12 protein-coding genes are annotated in these 17103 nt (G+C 39.1%); 5 read left to right on the plus strand and 7 right to left on the minus strand.

The annotated features are described in order from the left end of the window. The first annotated feature begins 3 nt into the window (after nucleotides 1-3). From BM179_RS10710 to BM179_RS10720, 3 genes are all read left to right on the plus strand, one after another. Nucleotides 4-1203 carry a PepSY-associated TM helix domain-containing protein gene (locus BM179_RS10710; RefSeq protein WP_092016586.1) on the plus strand — a complete coding sequence of 400 codons (1200 nt, stop codon included), beginning with the start codon at nucleotides 4-6 and terminating at the stop codon, nucleotides 1201-1203. 250 nt (nucleotides 1204-1453) lie between these two features. Next, nucleotides 1454-1915, plus strand: coding sequence for a cupin domain-containing protein (locus BM179_RS10715; protein WP_092016589.1), 462 nt, complete (start codon nucleotides 1454-1456; stop codon nucleotides 1913-1915). 63 nt (nucleotides 1916-1978) lie between these two features. After that, complete coding sequence (locus tag BM179_RS10720; protein WP_092016592.1) at nucleotides 1979-2587, plus strand: succinate dehydrogenase/fumarate reductase transmembrane subunit; 609 nt, start codon at nucleotides 1979-1981, stop codon at nucleotides 2585-2587. Nucleotides 2588-2654: 67 nt separating this feature from the next. Here the strand turns inward: BM179_RS10720 and pdxR are convergent, their stop codons facing one another. Then, complete coding sequence (gene pdxR, locus BM179_RS10725) at nucleotides 2655-4157, minus strand: MocR-like pyridoxine biosynthesis transcription factor PdxR (protein ID WP_092016595.1); 1503 nt, start codon at nucleotides 4155-4157, stop codon at nucleotides 2655-2657. A 399-nt stretch (nucleotides 4158-4556) separates the two neighbouring features. On the opposite strand from pdxR, the gene BM179_RS10730 reads away from it, so the two are divergent. Next, nucleotides 4557-4847: a DUF4884 domain-containing protein gene (locus tag BM179_RS10730; RefSeq protein WP_092016598.1), complete on the plus strand. Its 291-nt coding sequence runs from the start codon at nucleotides 4557-4559 to the stop codon at nucleotides 4845-4847. A 147-nt stretch (nucleotides 4848-4994) separates the two neighbouring features. Here the strand turns inward: BM179_RS10730 and BM179_RS10735 are convergent, their stop codons facing one another. The 6 genes from BM179_RS10735 to BM179_RS10760 all read right to left on the minus strand — a co-directional run bounded on the left by BM179_RS10735 (nucleotide 4995) and on the right by BM179_RS10760 (nucleotide 16013). After that, a complete protein-coding gene (locus BM179_RS10735; RefSeq protein WP_092016600.1) occupies nucleotides 4995-7118 on the minus strand; it encodes an outer membrane protein assembly factor BamB family protein in 2124 nt (707 codons plus the stop codon). Between the two features lie 391 nt (nucleotides 7119-7509). Then, on the minus strand, nucleotides 7510-9387 hold the full coding sequence (locus tag BM179_RS10740; protein ID WP_092016603.1) for a RagB/SusD family nutrient uptake outer membrane protein: 1878 nt from the start codon (nucleotides 9385-9387) through the stop codon (nucleotides 7510-7512). A gap of 30 nt (nucleotides 9388-9417) precedes the next feature. Then, nucleotides 9418-12900 carry a TonB-dependent receptor gene (locus tag BM179_RS10745; protein ID WP_092016606.1) on the minus strand — a complete coding sequence of 1161 codons (3483 nt, stop codon included), beginning with the start codon at nucleotides 12898-12900 and terminating at the stop codon, nucleotides 9418-9420. Between the two features lie 234 nt (nucleotides 12901-13134). Then, nucleotides 13135-14241, minus strand: a complete 1107-nt coding sequence (locus BM179_RS10750) for a FecR family protein (RefSeq protein ID WP_092016608.1) — start codon at nucleotides 14239-14241, stop codon at nucleotides 13135-13137. A gap of 86 nt (nucleotides 14242-14327) precedes the next feature. After that, nucleotides 14328-14942 carry an RNA polymerase sigma factor gene (locus BM179_RS10755; RefSeq protein WP_092016610.1) on the minus strand — a complete coding sequence of 205 codons (615 nt, stop codon included), beginning with the start codon at nucleotides 14940-14942 and terminating at the stop codon, nucleotides 14328-14330. Nucleotides 14943-15098: 156 nt separating this feature from the next. Beyond that, on the minus strand, nucleotides 15099-16013 hold the full coding sequence (locus BM179_RS10760; protein WP_092016612.1) for an alpha/beta hydrolase: 915 nt from the start codon (nucleotides 16011-16013) through the stop codon (nucleotides 15099-15101). A gap of 152 nt (nucleotides 16014-16165) precedes the next feature. Between BM179_RS10760 and BM179_RS10765 the strand changes: the two genes are divergently transcribed. Then, nucleotides 16166-17098, plus strand: a complete 933-nt coding sequence (locus BM179_RS10765) for a glutaminase (protein WP_229632937.1) — start codon at nucleotides 16166-16168, stop codon at nucleotides 17096-17098. Nucleotides 17099-17103 lie beyond the last annotated feature (5 nt).

The raw sequence follows: 17103 nt of genomic DNA on the forward strand, positions 1-17103 counted from the left end.
CGAATGACTTTTAAGAAAATCATTGGAAAAATACACCTCTGGCTCGGATTAGCATCCGGGTTGGTGGTGTTTATTTTGGGGGCTACAGGTTGTATCTATTGCTTTGAAAAAGAATTGCAGGATTGGATATATGCAGATAAGCTTTATGTTTCAGCTCAAAAACAACGCCTGCCATTAGATAATCTTCTTGTTATTGCTCAGACTCAACTTGGAAAAGAAATGCCTGTCAATCGTATTATTGCCTCCGCTGACAGCAAAAGCAGTTACCATTTCATTGCCTCAAAGTACAATCCGAACGGATGGAATTATGACAAACAATGGGATTATTTCTATACTGTTTATCTTAATCCTTACAACGGAACAGTTCTGGAGGTAGAAAATACGAAATATGCCTTTTTCCCTGTCATTCTACACTTGCATTACGACCTTCTTTTAGGCAAACCGGGAAAACAGATTGTCGGATGGAGTACTGTTATATTTATTGTTTTACTTATTTCAGGATTGATATTGTGGTGGCCCAAAAATAAAGCGGCTTTGAAACAACGTATTCGATTTGACTGGAAAACGAGCACACAATGGAAGCGAAAGAATTACGATCTGCATAATATTTCAGGATTCTATGTTATACTTCTGGCTTTATGCATCGGTCTTTCCGGGCTTTGGTTTGCCTTTGACTGGTTTAAAGCAACTGTAATCTGGACGGGAAACGGAGGATATATTCCAGCCAAAGAAACACCGGCAAACTCTGACACTTTACTGACTTTACAAACCAGTAAGATTTTGCAAAAAGTGGCTGATCGTTCCTATCAGATTGTTCCGGAAGGCAAAGTTTTTATGTTTAACCTCCCTGAAAAAGATAATGCAAAAGCAGTTATTCGCACCAATATTTACCATAGTGCTCATAATTATATGAAAAGAAGTTTTCTCTCTTTTGACCGGAAAAGCGGGGATTTAATTAAAAATAAAGCCTATGATACCCAAACGGGAGCAGAAAAATTCACTTCCATGATTTATGATATTCATGTAGGTAAAATACTGGGGCTTTCAGGAATGATTCTCGCATTTATCGCTTCTTTCGTGGCAGCTACATTACCTCTCACTGGTTTTTGCATATGGCTTGGACGCAAGAAAAAAGAGAAATCCAAGCCGGCAAGCCGGACAGGCAAAAACATTTACTTTCCTAAACCCAAAGCAACTATTTAATGCTTAACTAAGCATTAAGATTTCAAAGAAGGAAACAGCCCGGATTTCATCCAGCTTTTGGAAAGAAATCCGGGTTTATTTTTAAAATCGACTATTTCAATCTCTCAACTTCTGAAATGTTTTCTTAAATCACATACATCTTCCGATCATCTAAAATACATTACTCTGGACTAGCAGGTTAATAATCTGTGGCCTGATTGTTCGCTTTTACCTTGCGCTATATTTGGTCCTGTAAAACTCAAACATAGCTATGAAAACAACACGCTTATTGCCGATTCTATTCCTCCTTGTCTCTGTCTCAACAACTTACGGACAACATCATGATTCAAAGTCGAAATTAACCAAAAGTCCTCCTCCTTTATCGTTTGAGTCAGTGCTGAGCAAGTGGCTTTCTGATCCTGAACTTAAAGAGTATAAAATGGAATCAAACGTAATGACAATTCAACCCGGAGCCATTGATACGGTAAGTCATCGGCACGATTGCGAACTATTCGGTTATGTACTTGACGGAGAAGTTCAGATCGGCCTGGAAAACAAGCCTTTTACCATATATAAAGCCGGTGAGATGTTTTATGAAAGAAGAAATATTCTGCACAATCTCGCCGGAAACAACCTGAAGGATCGCAAAAGCAAGGTTTTATTAATCACTATCATCAAAAAAGGCCGGGAAGGTTACAAACCGGAATACATTCCGGCGACCTCTAAAAATTAATCTGTCCGGTTAGTTTTTCCGAAAAATTCTACATTGAAATTGACTGTTAAATTCTAATCCGACATGGGCTTTAATCTAAAGAACCTGCACAGAATAAGCGGAATCAGCATTTCTGTGTTTATTTTCCTTCATTTGACCAATCATCTTTTTGCACTTGGCGGGCCGGCACTTCATATTTCGGTCATGAAATTGTTCCGTTATATCTATCGCTTTCCCCCTGTCGAATTGTTCCTTTTCCTTTGTATTCTTGTCCAGATTATCAGCGGTATTATCCTGATTTTCCAAAGAGGGTTCCGTCAAAAGCCCGTTTATTTCAAGATACAGGTTTTCAGTGGGTTATATCTTTCACTTTTTCTTGTTAATCATATAAAAGCGGTTCTGACAGCACGTTATCAATGGCATGTTGAAACAGACTTTTTCTTTGCCTCCGGTGTGGCAGTCCATTATCCTGAAAAGCTTTTCTTTATTCCATATTACACGCTTTCAGTACTGAGTGTTTTCCTACACGTGGCTTGCGCTCATTACGTTCGCAGACAACAGCAGATTTCTCAACAAGCTGTAACCGCTGACATCAGACTATTTAAAAAAGAAGCGTATATGATTTGTCTGGTTGGTATTATTGTCACCATTTTAATCATGATATCTTTTACAGGACTCTTGTATCCCCTCTAAACCTTTTTTGTCAACTTGTATTGCCCTGGCTCAAATCCAGAGCAATACAAGTGAAATTCACTGACAATTACTTCCACTTATCCGATTTACAGGAGATTACGGCAGATATTAATATTTTTGTTGCTTTTTCAAGTTCTGCCAGATTCATAGAAGCAAACCCGATACACATGGCATTCAGGTCTTTTCCGGAGGGATTATGCCTTTTCCCGTCTCTGATAAACAATCCGTTTCTTCCTGCTTCAATAGCAATGTTTTTGGTATCAACTCCTTTAAATTCAACCCACAGACAAAGTCCACCATCCGGTACAACAAATGAGACAATCTCCTTCAAATTCTCTTTAAGCAAATGACATAACAAATCTCTCCGTTCTTTATACAAACTTCGTATCTTTTTCAGGTGTCTCTCTATCGCACCGTTAATAAATAACTCAGCCATCGCCTCCTCCAGTAAAGTATCCCCCTGAAGATCTATTACAAAGCGATGCTGCGCCAGTAAATCTATAAAGTTTGCGGGTGCAACGATATACCCTAAACGTATGGTCGGAGCCAGTACCTTTGTAAGTGTTCCGATATAAATAATACTGCCATACCGATCAAAACTTGCCATCGGCAAAGTAGGTCTGTTTTCATAATGAATGTCAAAATCAAAATCATCTTCAATTACAGCTATTCGGTATTTTGCCGCAATATCAAGCATTTGAAGTCTCCGGGCGGCAGACAATGTAACGGTGGTAGGATGATGGTGATGTGGAATAACATAAATCAACCGGATACTTTTCGACTGGCATAATTTTTCAATAGCAGCCACATCTATGCCTTCCTGATCGACCGGAACAGGACAAATATCTGCTCCGAGTTTCGCAAACATCTGATTGGCCAGAAAATAACTGGGGTCTCCCACAATGACACTATCACCAGGTTTCAGTAACAGAGACGCAGCTAAATAAATAGCCATCTGCGCCCCTTTGGTAACCAGTATGTTTTCTGACTCAATACTCATTCCACGTGATTGGCGAAGCATATTTGCCAATTCCTTCCGCAGCCTTAAAGAGCCTTTCTTGTCGGAATATGAAAGGTATTTCCGGGACATTTTTCTTTTGCCAAAAACACTGTATTCTCTCAATAATTCCTTTAAGGGAGTCAGACGTACATCCGGAAAGCCTTCATTGAAAACATATTTTGCTGTATTGGGCGGATAGCTGGCAAATAGTTCCTCTTTAAGTTCATACCCAACCTGAAACAAGGTGTTTTCCGGATATTCCATGTTTCCCTGATTTTGAGAAGAGAGAGAAATCGGATTTAAAACAGGGAATTTTAAGGTAATAAAACAGCCTTTCCTGGGTTTTACATCAATCCATCCCTGCGCATACAGTTCATCATACGCGGCTACTACTGTATTTCTGTTTACAGCAAGCATTCCAGACAAATCTCTGGAAGTCTGTATTTTAACACCCTTTTGAAGAATGCCGTTCTGGATCATTGAAACAATCTGTTCTACAATTTGCAGATAGATCGGCTGTGCAGACAATTTGTCAATATTAATGTAATTACTCAGGTCAATTACGCTCATTTGTTTTCGAAGAGGCAAGAGGTTTAATACAATTCACATCAATCATATGCAAATGTAAAATTATCTCTCAGCACGCTGAATATTGTCTTTTACTGGCTGTTTTTAATTTAAATATGATAATTAGTTCCGTTGGCCTCTCTTTCAGAAAAATGATAATTGCTATCCACCTGTCTATTCGATAATAAACAGACAAAACTGAATATGTGATTATCAGCATTTTCAAAGAGCAGAGCCAACTTTTTTTTGTGATTTCAATAAGATTTATTCATGTTTTCAATAATCCAAATGATTGTTTCTGAGTCATAATAATGTACTTAACAGCAATTATTCAGCAGCTCTTCTTTTACAATCATACTCTTCATTCCTTAAGACATAACCTTTTTAAAATAATCGAAAATCATGAAAAAATTATTGGCAATTGTTCTTCTGGCACTGGGGCTTTCTTCCTGCATGGCTCCTGCGCAAATGGCTCTTCAGGGTTCCAATCCTCAGATAAAAGTAGAATTACTTTTTGAAGTTGACGGATGCAAAGTTTACAGATTTTATGACGGCGGAGCTATCAGATATTTCACAAAATGTGAGAATAACAGTTCGGTAGGATGGCTTGAATCCTGTGGTAAAAACTGCACATTTTATGCAGAGAATATCACAAACTACGATAAAACAATACCAGTTCCTGGTAAAAGATAATACGACAAAACATCTTTATCTCTATGCTCTGTGAGTCACTAATATCTGTGCTCTGTGGGTCACAGAGCACGGGTAAAGGTCATAAAAAACAGGTTTTCCTGAAGCCGGGAAACCTGTTAAAAATCCTATGAACTATTTTAAGAGGGTTTAAGGCAATGCAAAAGCCACGTAACTATCTCCTTTTTTAGTACCTAATTTCGTACCTCCGCAGGCTACTACTACATATTGTTTCCCATTGACTGAATAAGTACTTGGTGTAGCAAATCCGGCTGCGGGAAGTTGTGTTTCCCAAAGAATTTTTCCTGACTTTTTATCGAAAGCTCTGAACATGCCATCTCTGGTAGCAGCAATAAATAGCAGCCCTCCTGCCGTTACCACCGGACCTCCGTAATTTTCTGATCCCGTAGTCGGAATACCTTTTGCTTTCAATTCAGGAAATTCTCCCAATGGTTTTTGCCAAAGATGTTTTCCTGAATTTAAGTCGATAGCCGTAAGTGTTCCCCAGGGCGGACGAATCCCCGGATAACCTTTGGAATCCAGAAATTTATTATACCCGTTAAACTTATAAGGAACAAAAGGTTCTTTCTTACCCGGGGCAGATGCGGCAGCAGCTTCAACTTTTTCATCACCAAACAGGAAGGCAATTAATGCCTGCTTCTCTGTTGCCGAAATATTTGAGAAACCCGGCATCATACCTTTCCCGTTTGTGATCAATTTCGATACATATTCTCTGTCGCGCTTTTGTCCGATATTAACCAGCGAAGGATAACCGCTGGTTGGATTACCTTTTCTTTCCGGACCATGACAAACAGTACAAGTGGTAGTATAGATCCTTTGTCCTGGACTCAGATGGATCAGTTCGTCCTCTTTAGGAGTAGGTTTCAAACTAAAAACCCAGGCCATTTCATTGGCATTAACATACATGATACCGTCAGGGTCAACAGCCGCTCCGCCCCATTCAGCTCCTCCGTCAGCACCCGGATATACCAGCGTTTCTTTCTTATTCAGAGGCCGATAAACGCCTTTTTGTAATCGATTGTAAGTGGCGGTCAATTCCTTTTTATCATCGGAATAAGGGTTAATATCTCCGGGACCTACGATTTGTCTGGCAAAAGGTGCCGGCAAAACCGGAATCGGCTGCGTAGGCCAGGTTGGTTCATCAGACAATTCCGATTTAGGAAAAGGTTTTTCCAGAATCGGGAACAATGGTTTACCAGTTACCCGGTCAAACACAAAAACATGACCCGTTTTGGTAACTTGCGCCACTGCGTCAATTTTCTTTCCTTTTTGTGTAACAGTGATCAGATTGGGAGGTGCCGGCAAATCTTTATCCCAGATATCATGATGCACAAACTGATAATGCCAGAGACGTTTCCCTGTTTTGGCATCTAAAGCCAATAAACTATTGGCAAACAAATTCTGCCCTTTCCGGTTTCCTCCGTAAAAATCAAAGGCTGCCGAACCTGTGGGTACAAATAAAATGCCCCTTTCTCTGTCAACGGCCATTCCGGCCCAGTTGTTGGCTCCTCCGACATTGGTATTTTTATAGGCGTATTTCGGCCAGGTATTGTACCCGTACTCTCCCGGATGAGGAATGGTATGGAATACCCAGGCAAGTTTTCCCGTACGAACATTAAATGCCTGAATATTGCCGGGAGCAGCATCCGCCCCTTCTGAAAGCCTTAAAGGCATGAAAATCAAATCGCGGTATAAAGTTCCGGGCGTGTTGGAAATAACAAATTTGTCGGCAGCATTTTCACCAAGACCCTCTCTCAGACTCACTCTTCCGTTATCCCCGAAATTTGTAATTTTTTGACCCGTTCCGGCATCAACAGCATATAACCAGGAACCATAGGCAAACAAAATCCTTGAAGCATCCTTATTCAGGGCATCCTCCCAGTAAGTTACCCCTCGGTTTGTATTAAATGCTGAACCGTTGCCATCAGAAAATTGCCAGATTTGTTTTCCGGTCTCAGCATTCAGAGCAAATAATTTATTAGAAGCCGTCACCCCGAAAAGCGTTCCTTTTACAATGATAGGGTTACACTGAACCTGCCCTGAATCAAGTGAATGATATTCCCAGGCAATCTTCAGGTCAGAGACATTGGAAGTATTAATCTGATCCAAAGAAGAATAATGGTTCCTTCCCGGCCCTCCAAGATATTCTGACCATTCTTCACCTTCAGAGAAAGCCTTCCGCCAGGGAATATATTGCATGGCTATAACTGAGGCAAAAGACAGTAACATTAAAGGGATAATTTTTTTCTTCATATTTATAAGCTGGTATTTGTATTTGAGTGTTAATATCGGTAAAAACCAGGGTAAAAGCTGTCCTTTATTCTATGCACTCTGATATAATTTATTTCATATAATGTTGTACCCCTTCAATATTTCCTGCTAATATTCCTGATTTCATCTGATTATCGGCTTATTGCTTCTATTAATTTTCACAAATAATCAACTGATTTTCAAATCATTGTCTTAATATTTATATCTAATTCTAAACGCAAACCCCGGAGTAAGCTAAAATTAACTTACTCCGGGGTTTATACTTTTTATAACAGATACAGAACCGGTCAGTCTGAAGGACACCAGACCAATAATTCAATTACTTCAAAAATCATTTATCATAAAAGAAACCCTCATAAGGATAAAATGATATTTATTGAAACGGATCAAAGCTACCTCCCCAATTGTTATTTTGCTGTAATTTAGGGTTACGCTGTAAAATGCTGTAAGGCAATCCAAACAAATACTGGTTATCCTGGATATTAATTGGTGCTTTATCTCCATTTACTACGGTGCATGAAAATTTGGAATAAACAGCGGGCTGATTAATATCATCCAGTTTTCCCGGCAAAGAGGCATCAGGTTTTAAAATAATAGCAAATCCATGTCTTTTCCCCAGTGATCTTAAATAATCAAAGGCTTTCCAGCGACGTAAATCATCCCAGCGTTTGTTTTCGAAAGCTAACTCTACAAATCTTTCATCACGAATGGCCTTGCGTAAATCTGAAGTATTGATACCATAATTCCCTGTGCCAGAGCTTATGCCTGCCCGTTGCCGGATAGGTGTTAAATAGTTCAGCGCCTCGGAACCCTTTCCTGATTCAAAAGCAGCTTCAGCGAGATTTAATAATACTTCGGCATATCTTATTTCAGGCCAGTCAGTAGCTGTATGGAGCGCATCAGGAGCCGTTTTATCTATACCCTTGGCTCTGTAAGTACAATTGGGTGAGAACTCTGTGAGCCCTGACCATGACTGGTTTAAGTCATTTTTATATTTCCCGTTGCTCTTATCCAGCGCATTATTGTTTGCATCAATCTGTCCATATTGTAAGAAAGACCAATTATACACATTCATTTTCTGCCATTTTGAACCCCACATTACAGGAGCTCCGTTATACAAAACTGTCGCATAAAATCTGTCATCCCGATTTAGAAAATATTTTTGATAATCAGCTGTTGTAACTGGGTTGTATGCAGAACCATCTTTCATCGGAAATGCTTTTAACAACTCCCAGGAAGGACAATCAGATTCCCAGTCATCAGCCGAAGCAAATAATGGAATGAAACCCGGTGCCGGATAAAAAGATTCAGGATAGTTAAATCGTCTTACCATGATTACCTCTCTGTTCATTTCATCTTCCCAGATTTTACCAAAAACCGGATATAAACCTTTTCCTCTTGAATCTAAATAATTCTTTGCTGCTAAATTGGCATCATAGGCTTTTTGCCATGTTGCCACACCATTTAAACCATTAAATAAAGGACTGGCATAAAATAACAATACTCTTCCTTTAAAAGCCATCGCCGCACCTTTGTCTATACGACCAGCATCTTTTCCACTCCAGCTATCTGGTAATATGGCAATAGCATCATCTAAATCCTTCAGGATTTGTGTCACACATTCAGAAGTTTTGTTACGGGGTTTTTGAATAGAAGACAAATCACCTACAGGCTGAGGTTCCATAATTAAAGGCATACCTCCTACATCTTTTACCAATGAATGATAAGCCCAGGCTCTGAAAAACAAGGCTTGTCCTTTTATTGCTTTTTTATTTCCTTCATCAAAAGTAGCTTTGTCAATTTTTGCCAAAACCTGATTGATACTTCGGATACTTCCGTAAGTTTTTACAGCCCAGCCTTCCGAAACATCGGCTCTGTCATAATTTTCAAGCCAGTCGTAGGTAGCAGTCCCTAACAGATACCTTGATGTTTCCATGTCTGTGGGAGCTGCTTCGTCGGTACCGGTATAGGTACTATACTGCACAAGATTCGTATTTGCATCCCAGCTCCAGAACCAGTTATTCATAGCTTTGGAACAACCTCCGGGATTACCGGTGCCATAAGCCATACCCGGCATGAGGTTATAATATACAGTATCTAAAAATGCGGTTGCAGCTGTCGGGGAGCTCCAGATTTGTGCTTCATCCAGCGTATTTAATGGCTGATTATCCAATATATTGGTACGACAACTACTGAATAGCATTGAAAATGCTATGGTAAGTCCTATTATGATTGAAAAAATATTTTTCATTTATATAGCATTTAAATAATACATAAATAATTAAAACTGGAAATTGATCCCTGTATTCACCGTTCGCATCACAGGATAGCTTGAACCTGAAAATGTTTCAGGATCGTAATATTTAAATCCGGTAATAGTGAGCAGGTTAGTAGCTCCGATGAATACGTTTGCCGACTTAATTCCTACCTTTCCTTTGATTAAATTTTTCAGGTCATAGGAAAGCTGCACGTTTTTCAATCTTACAAAAGTGGCGTCATAGATATTGTAGGTTGATGCTACTTTGTAGCCGTTTTCTCTCGGATCTCCTGATCTGAAGATTTTAGGGGCTGTTCCATCCGGATTTTGCGGAGTCCAAGCATTATCATAATAAGTTGGTGCAACCAAGCCCGGGAAACTTCTTCCCCAAGGATCATTATAAAGAATTTTGTAACCACCTAATCCTCCCCAAAGCATATCAAGAGAAAATCCTTTGTAGTTAAAATTCAGATTTAAACCAAATGAAATTGGCGCATTATTCGATCCAAACGTACCATTGCCATTATAGCTGGCAGCTGTATTCCCCATATTACCATATTGGGCTATCACTATTCTGTCATAATTATCAATTTTCCCGTCAGGCTTTCCATTTGGCCCTGAAACATCCTGAAAATTCATCATTCCTAATTCAGGTTTAGCTCCGAATATGGTATAGTTTGCAGGTAGATTATCCACATCTCTTTGATTTCTAAGGATTCCGGTAGCATTATAACCAACCATTGCATTGAGTGCTTTACCATTAGGATCTTCAGCCGGCAAGCTATTGGAAGGAGCATCTATCTGAATCACCTTGGTGGTAGCCAGTCCTAAATTGGCAGAAACATTCATCTCAAATCCTTTAAATAATTTTGCCCGCTTATAACCTAACTCTATTTCAAAACCTTCTGCATTCATTTTACCATAATTTTCAGGAGGGTATGTTGCACCAAATTCAACTGGTAGATTTAACAAACGTTTACCTAAAATATCATAGGTATTCTTTGTCCAATATTCTGCGGTAAGGTTCCAGTGTTTGAGGAAATTGACATCCATACCTAAATTGAAAGATTTTGATGTTTCCCAGGTATAATTTGGATTAGAAATACCATTATATGCTACCATACTCGAATTTCCTACCGGGTCACCAACTGCATAGGAAGTAGTAGATGCGTTATAAAGCTCCTTCCATAAATAATTGAAAGAAGGGTCATTACCTGTAGTCCCATATGAAACACGTAGTTTCAGAAGATCTATCATTGATTTTTTGTCCAGATTTTCAAAGAAAGATTCCTTTGAAATTACCCAGGCTGCCGAAGCAGAAGGAAAGAAGCCCCAGCGTTTGTCTGGCGCAAAATTGCTGGAACCATCCTGACGTGCAGAAAAGGACGCTAAATATTTTCCATCGTAATCATAATTAATCCTTCCGATATAAGACATCCGGCTAGGTAAATAAGCTTCATATCCTGTTGCCTTCGTATCCCCTGCTACTGAACTTGTAAAAGCAAACTGATCGGTTGTGTAATACGGAAAGTTTTGCTTATTAATGGAAGAATAAGTATAATAACCTTCTGACTGCTCGTAACCAGCTAAAACATTTATGGTATGTTCGTTAATCTTTTTATCATAAGTCATTATTCCATTCAACTGATAAGAAGTCCTCTTTCCATTGGTGTTTTCAATATAAGCTGAGGATGGAGAACCGCTTTCAACAGTGCCTGTAACTTCATTTGTAAACACTCCGGCGACAGAATTCGGATCCGGTTTAAATTTATACAGCGTTACCTTTTGAGCAAATGATTTTGAAAAACTATAGACAGTATTATTGCTATACAGCATTTTAACCGTAAGTCCATCTATAAATGGGACTTTATACTCTGCTGTTAATAAGGCATCTATCTGCTGATTATTGGATTTGACATATCCTCCTTTTCGCATAACTTCAATAGGATTGCCCCCCAACCAGCCCGGATCTACCGGTTTGCCATCAATATAAGCCGGAGCAGTACCTCCACCCAAATAAAATAACTTTTCATAAAACCCGGACAAATCTGTCTGGGAAGCAAGAGATGCTGCAATTGACTGTCGATTGAAATTATTGAAATTCAGGTTTACACCTACTGTTAAATCTTTATTCAGCTTGGCCGAAACTTTGCCACGTATGTCGTATCTATCACTTGTCATATTTGGCAAAAAGCCTTTTTCATCATAATAATTGCCCCCGATAAAATAGTTGACATTATCACTACCTCCCGAAACATTTAAACTATGCTTTTGGGAAAAAGGATTTTGATAAACCTCATTAAAATAAATTCTGCCATCAGGATTATTTTTAGCGATCCACTGTTTGTCATAATCATTGTATTTTACAGTCGGGGCATACAAACTGTTAACAATATCGGCCGATTTAAGTAAAGGCATATACTCAAACTGTTTTGCCGGCTGACTATTTAACACCGCCACTGAAGTAAATTGCACCTGCGTTTTCCCGCTTTTACCAATTTTTGTGGTTACCAGTAATACTCCATTTGATGCCCGTGAACCATAAATAGCTGTAGAAGAGGCATCTTTTAAAATGCTCAGACTTTCGATCTGACTGGGGTCTAAAGCATCAAATGCACTCTGGTCTCTGATAACTCCGTCGATAACAAACAAAGGAGGTGCGGCATTCCAGGATGAAGCAGCACGAATCCGAACACTAGACGTTTGACCCGGAATCCCCGTAGCTGATTGTACATATACACCCGAAGCCCTCCCCGCCAAAATATTTGATAAGTTGGAAGCAGGAATATTTACCATTTCTCTGGCATTCACCGTAGATACAGCACTGGTTAAGCTCGCTTTTGTCTGAGTACCATAGCCCACAACAATAACTTCTTCCATTGCATTAATGTAGGTTTTCAAGGTAATCGTAAGATTAGTTTTGTTTCCTACTAAAACTTCCTGTTTTTCGTATCCGACAAAACTGATTACCAAAACTGCATTATTGGAGGGTATATTTATTCTGAATTGTCCATTTGCATCAGTGACAATTCCTTTCGCTGTTCCTTTTATAACAATATTGACCCCGGGCATCGCCTCACCTTTTTCATCCCTTACCACGCCTGAGATGTTTTGCTCGTTTGGGGAGGGTTCCTCGGCATTATCTTCTGTCCGGTTCAATATAATCTGTTTGCCTGAAAGTTTATAATTGAGACGTAATGGTCTGAGTAAAGTATTCAGTACCTCACCAAGCGGTTTGTTATTTACATTAATATTTACCTTACGGTTTACCTGAATCAGACTGGAACTGTACAGAAATTGTGCCTCAGATAATTTCTCAAGCTGATTCAAAACAGTCTTTACCGGCTGATCTTCAAGATTCAGCGTAATGTTTTTATTAAGTATGTCCTGTGCGTTTGTTTCACTTCCAAATGAAACATTAATAAAGACCGTGCACATCAATAACTGGAAAATGGTTATCCTCATGAACTTATGGGCTAAATCATGGAATTGTAAACGATTTTTCATACATTTGATAGATTTTGTTAAGTTGTTAAAATTTGACAAACAGCTTCCCACGCACCCGCTTTGGCGGGCGTCTTTACCGACAGAAAGAGAAGCGAATGGTCAGTGATGTGGCCGCATCATTGACCATATTTTGTGGAGTTAAGGGCTATTCACGTAATTTTTCTTCATATATTATTTGTTTGGATTTTAAGGTACTTTTTATTCATTCTTTTTAATTACAGTATTAAGCTAATCCTATCTGCCACATCCTTTTGAAGTAATCACAATCTGCGCATCAATAATTTCGTAATGAGCTTCCAGCCCTTCACATATCAGCCTGATTTTATCATTCAAAGGTTCATCATTTAAATGAGCTGTCAGTTTGCAGTTCGCCAATAGATCTTCGTCATAAATAATATCAACGCCATAAGCTTTCTCAATCAAATCAATCACTTTTGCAGCAGGAGCATCATCAAAATCAAATGAAAATTGCTGGGCAGCCATTGTTAGCATCTGAGGTTCCTGCACCAGGCTGCGGGACAGACGTAATTCAGTCCTTTCAAGCGTAATCTGCTGATTTGGTGCAAGTACAATTCCTTCAAGTTCCCGATTACTTAACTTACGATTTTTAAAAGGATCTTTACGGGTAAAGACAGAAACTCTTCCGGTTTTCACCAATACTTCAATCTGTTTTTCATCAGGAAAAGCCTTTACGGTAAAGCTTGTCCCCAAAACCTTGGTAATCAATTCATTGGCATATACAAAAAAGGGTTTTGCAGGATTCTTCGTTACTTCAAAAAATGCTTCACCTGAGAGGTACACTTCCCTTTTTTCACCACCAAACATCTTAGTGTCATAGCTTAACTTTCCAGCTTTTTGCAGTAAAACAGAACTGCCGTCAGGCAGATTAATCAGTAAGGGTTTTTCAGAATCATTAACTTTTTCTACAAATGATGAGGTTTGGGCATAGGAAATCAGGTTTTCATAAGTAACCTTATCAGTACTTCCCCAATTGATTTTCAATTGCCAGCCAATGATACAACCTGCCAATAAAACCGCAGCCGCTGCCCAACGCCAGTTTCTGAACAGAATCATTTTACCCGGTTTAGTCTCCCGGGTTTCATCATTCATCTGAGCCTGAATATTCTCCCACATCGCATTCCTGACCTCCTGACCAGGTTCGGTATAAGAAAGACCGGACCCCGCCAGAATGACAATTCTGGCTTTTTCCATTTCAGCTTTCTTTTCCGGGAATTTCAATTGAAATTCCTGCCAAAATGAGTCATCCTGACCTCTTTTTACCCAATCCAGAAACTTTTGGTCAAGTAAAAAATCTTCTACATTAAAGTTTAAATAATTCATGTTTGGTGGAGCTTAAATACAAATTTTATGCCTTCAAAAGTTCCAAAGACAGCTTCTTTGCTTTTAACTCACCTGAAAAGCTTTTTTTAGAAAAAAAAGTGAAAAAGGAAGAAAAAGGTAATAGGGATTCCGACAAAAGATTGTCTGAGTTTCCGGATAGAGCGTTGAATAAGGTTTCTGACAGACTGCTCGTTCATTTGCATAATAGAGGCTATTTCCTCCAAACTGAACTCATCAAAGAAGCGAAGTCTGATTACTTCGAGTTGCCTTGCCGGGAGCCCGGCCATTGAAATCTGAAGCTTTCGGATCTGCTCAAACTGATTCTCCTCCGCAATATGATCTGTTTCGAAGGAGTTGGTTTGAGGCATTTCATAAGATTTATCATCTTCGCATATTTCTGTATAGCTTTGCTCAGCGCTTATCATCCTGTGCAGTTTCCTGCGCAATGACCTGAACAGGTAGTATTTAACAGAAGTGGTATCGGAAAGAGCATGCCGGCTTCTCCATAAATCAGCGAAAAGATCCTGAATAGCTTCCTGAACTAACCAGGCATTTGCAACAATATGAAAGCCGTAATTGTATAAAATGCCCACATGAGTCTGATAAATTTCTTCAAAGGCCACTTCATCTCCAGTTCTGAAGCGGGTCCAAAGTTCATCGTAAGGATGTTCGGGATTTGATATGTTGGTATCCTTTTTCAATTAAATATCTCCGGATCGGATCACAAAATAAGGAATAATACACATTAATATAAAACTAAATCCAGAATAAATGTAATTTTAACCAATCTCTTTTCTAACGATTATGGGAAAAGAACTCTTTCCACTCAGAAACCCTCAGCGCAGTTTTACTTCATTTCAATGCTGCTGGTTCCCGGATTTCAATATCCAGTCTGCACAGTCTTTTGCTTCAGGAATATTCCAGGAATGAAAACCTTTCCCTTTTGTAGCTATATACTCAGATCTCGTATTCCCGGCTTGCTGAAGAAATTTATTTAACTTTTCAAGATCAGTCGCATTTATATCATCAAACTGAAGATCAGAGCAATAGGTTTTTCGTACAAATTCAAGATCAGGTTCTGCATATAATCTGACTGGTATATTTTTCAGAAATTTTGCCCGTCCTCCGTCAACAGCATTTGCGGAAAAAGAAGATCGCTTCAGGTATTCATCCGGTTTTGAAACCGGAGAACCACCGAGGGCATTTTCCAGGTAATTTTTGATAAAAACACCTTCTTTTTGTACCAATCCCAGACAGGCATATTTTATTTTTCTTTCGGAAGAAATGTACATTCTTTCCAAATCCAAAGGAGGATCGATGACAAAAACTGCTTTCAGCCCCGAATTCTTTCCTTCTGAAAGTAAATACTCTGCATAACCTATTGCCACTGAGCCTCCGGCAGAAAGCCCTCCTATTACCAATGGAATCGCCCCCAAACTATGTTTTTCTTTCAGCATACTTATCATCAGATCAATTTCTGCCAACTGAAAATCATCCGCAAAAAGTGTTCTTTTGAGTTCCGGGACGACGGTCAAATATCCTCTTTGTGCCAAAACAGCAGGAAGTTCTGTTTTTTTGAAAATACTCTGCGGACTTTCACCCCAGCCAGGCAGCAAAACAAGTATTCCCTCTGTTTTTTCTGCCGGAAGCCTGTAATAAAAGCTGAAACTCTCTCCCTTGAGAGAGGCTTTACTTTTTTGAATATTTTGCCCGTAAAGATTGTTCGAAATCAATACAGCAAGACTAATTGTTAAACATTTCAGGTATTTCATTTTTGAAAATTAAATGGATTTAAAGGATTTCCTGAATTTAGCTTTTTATACTTCTCAGTGAAAATAATTTATCGATATTATTCTGAGCACGGATTGTTAATTCAGGAAATTAAGGGGAATTTTGTTCTTTAAAAATTCTTTACAATTTTGCCATGTGTCTTTTAGAGCAAATAAATTACCAATTAATATTAAGCGATATTTATGAAGAAATCGCCAATATTGATTACGAGGGAAATGTAGCCAATTATATTCCGCAATTGGCAAAAGTAAATCCTGAGAAATTCGGGATTCATTTGTGTTGCCTGAACGAGGGAAATTATGCAATGGGCGACAGCAATGAGAAATTCTCTATTCAGAGTATTTCAAAAGTGCTTTCTCTTACGCTGGCTTTCTCAATGATGGGAGATAAACTCTGGGAACGTGTAGGTGTGGAACCTTCCGGAAATCCTTTCAACTCTCTGATCCAGTTAGAAACAGAGAACGGTATTCCGAGAAATCCTCTGATTAATTCAGGTGCACTGGTTATTTCAGATATTCTGGTGAGCAATCTGGTTAACCCAAAAGCTGATTATCTCAGTTTTATCAGGAAAATCAGTGGTTCTGATGAAATACAGTATAACACGGCTGTGGCCAATTCTGAGAAAGAGACAGGCTTCAGAAATACAGCACTAATCAATTTTATGAAGTCGTTCGGGAATATCAAGAATGATCCGGAGACCGTGCTCGACTTCTATTTTCATCTTTGCTCCATAGAAATGACCTGCAAGGAATTAGCCAGAACGTTCCTGCTTTTTGCCAATCATGGAACCTTAACCGGAACCGGTGAATGCATTGTCAGCAGAAGTCAATCGAAACGGGTAAACGCCATTATGCAAACCTGCGGGTTTTATGATGAGGCTGGTGAGTTCTCTTTTAAAGTAGGACTTCCCGGTAAAAGCGGAGTGGGTGGCGGAATTGTTGCTATTCATCCCGATAAATACAGCATCGCTGTCTGGAGTCCGAAATTGAACAAAAAAGGTAATTCGACAAAAGGAATGAAAACACTCGAATTGCTGACAACCAGAACGGAGCTATCTATTTTTTAAGCACG

The organism is Pseudarcicella hirudinis (assembly GCF_900115665.1).
Taxonomy (GTDB): domain Bacteria; phylum Bacteroidota; class Bacteroidia; order Cytophagales; family Spirosomataceae; genus Pseudarcicella; species Pseudarcicella hirudinis.

Bases quoted from the DNA above. Each gene is read 5' to 3' on its own strand.
- BM179_RS10710 (WP_092016586.1), top strand. From the start codon at position 4: ATGACTTTTAAGAAAATCATTGGAAAAATACACCTCTGGCTCGGATTA.
- BM179_RS10715 (WP_092016589.1), top strand. From the start codon at position 1,454: ATGAAAACAACACGCTTATTGCCGATTCTATTCCTCCTTGTCTCTGTC.
- BM179_RS10720 (WP_092016592.1), top strand. From the start codon at position 1,979: ATGGGCTTTAATCTAAAGAACCTGCACAGAATAAGCGGAATCAGCATT.
- pdxR (WP_092016595.1), bottom strand. From the start codon at position 4,157: ATGAGCGTAATTGACCTGAGTAATTACATTAATATTGACAAATTGTCT.
- BM179_RS10730 (WP_092016598.1), top strand. From the start codon at position 4,557: ATGAAAAAATTATTGGCAATTGTTCTTCTGGCACTGGGGCTTTCTTCC.
- BM179_RS10735 (WP_092016600.1), bottom strand. From the start codon at position 7,118: ATGAAGAAAAAAATTATCCCTTTAATGTTACTGTCTTTTGCCTCAGTT.
- BM179_RS10740 (WP_092016603.1), bottom strand. From the start codon at position 9,387: ATGAAAAATATTTTTTCAATCATAATAGGACTTACCATAGCATTTTCA.
- BM179_RS10745 (WP_092016606.1), bottom strand. From the start codon at position 12,900: ATGAAAAATCGTTTACAATTCCATGATTTAGCCCATAAGTTCATGAGG.
- BM179_RS10750 (WP_092016608.1), bottom strand. From the start codon at position 14,241: ATGAATTATTTAAACTTTAATGTAGAAGATTTTTTACTTGACCAAAAG.
- BM179_RS10760 (WP_092016612.1), bottom strand. From the start codon at position 16,013: ATGAAATACCTGAAATGTTTAACAATTAGTCTTGCTGTATTGATTTCG.
- BM179_RS10765 (WP_229632937.1), top strand. From the start codon at position 16,166: ATGTGTCTTTTAGAGCAAATAAATTACCAATTAATATTAAGCGATATT.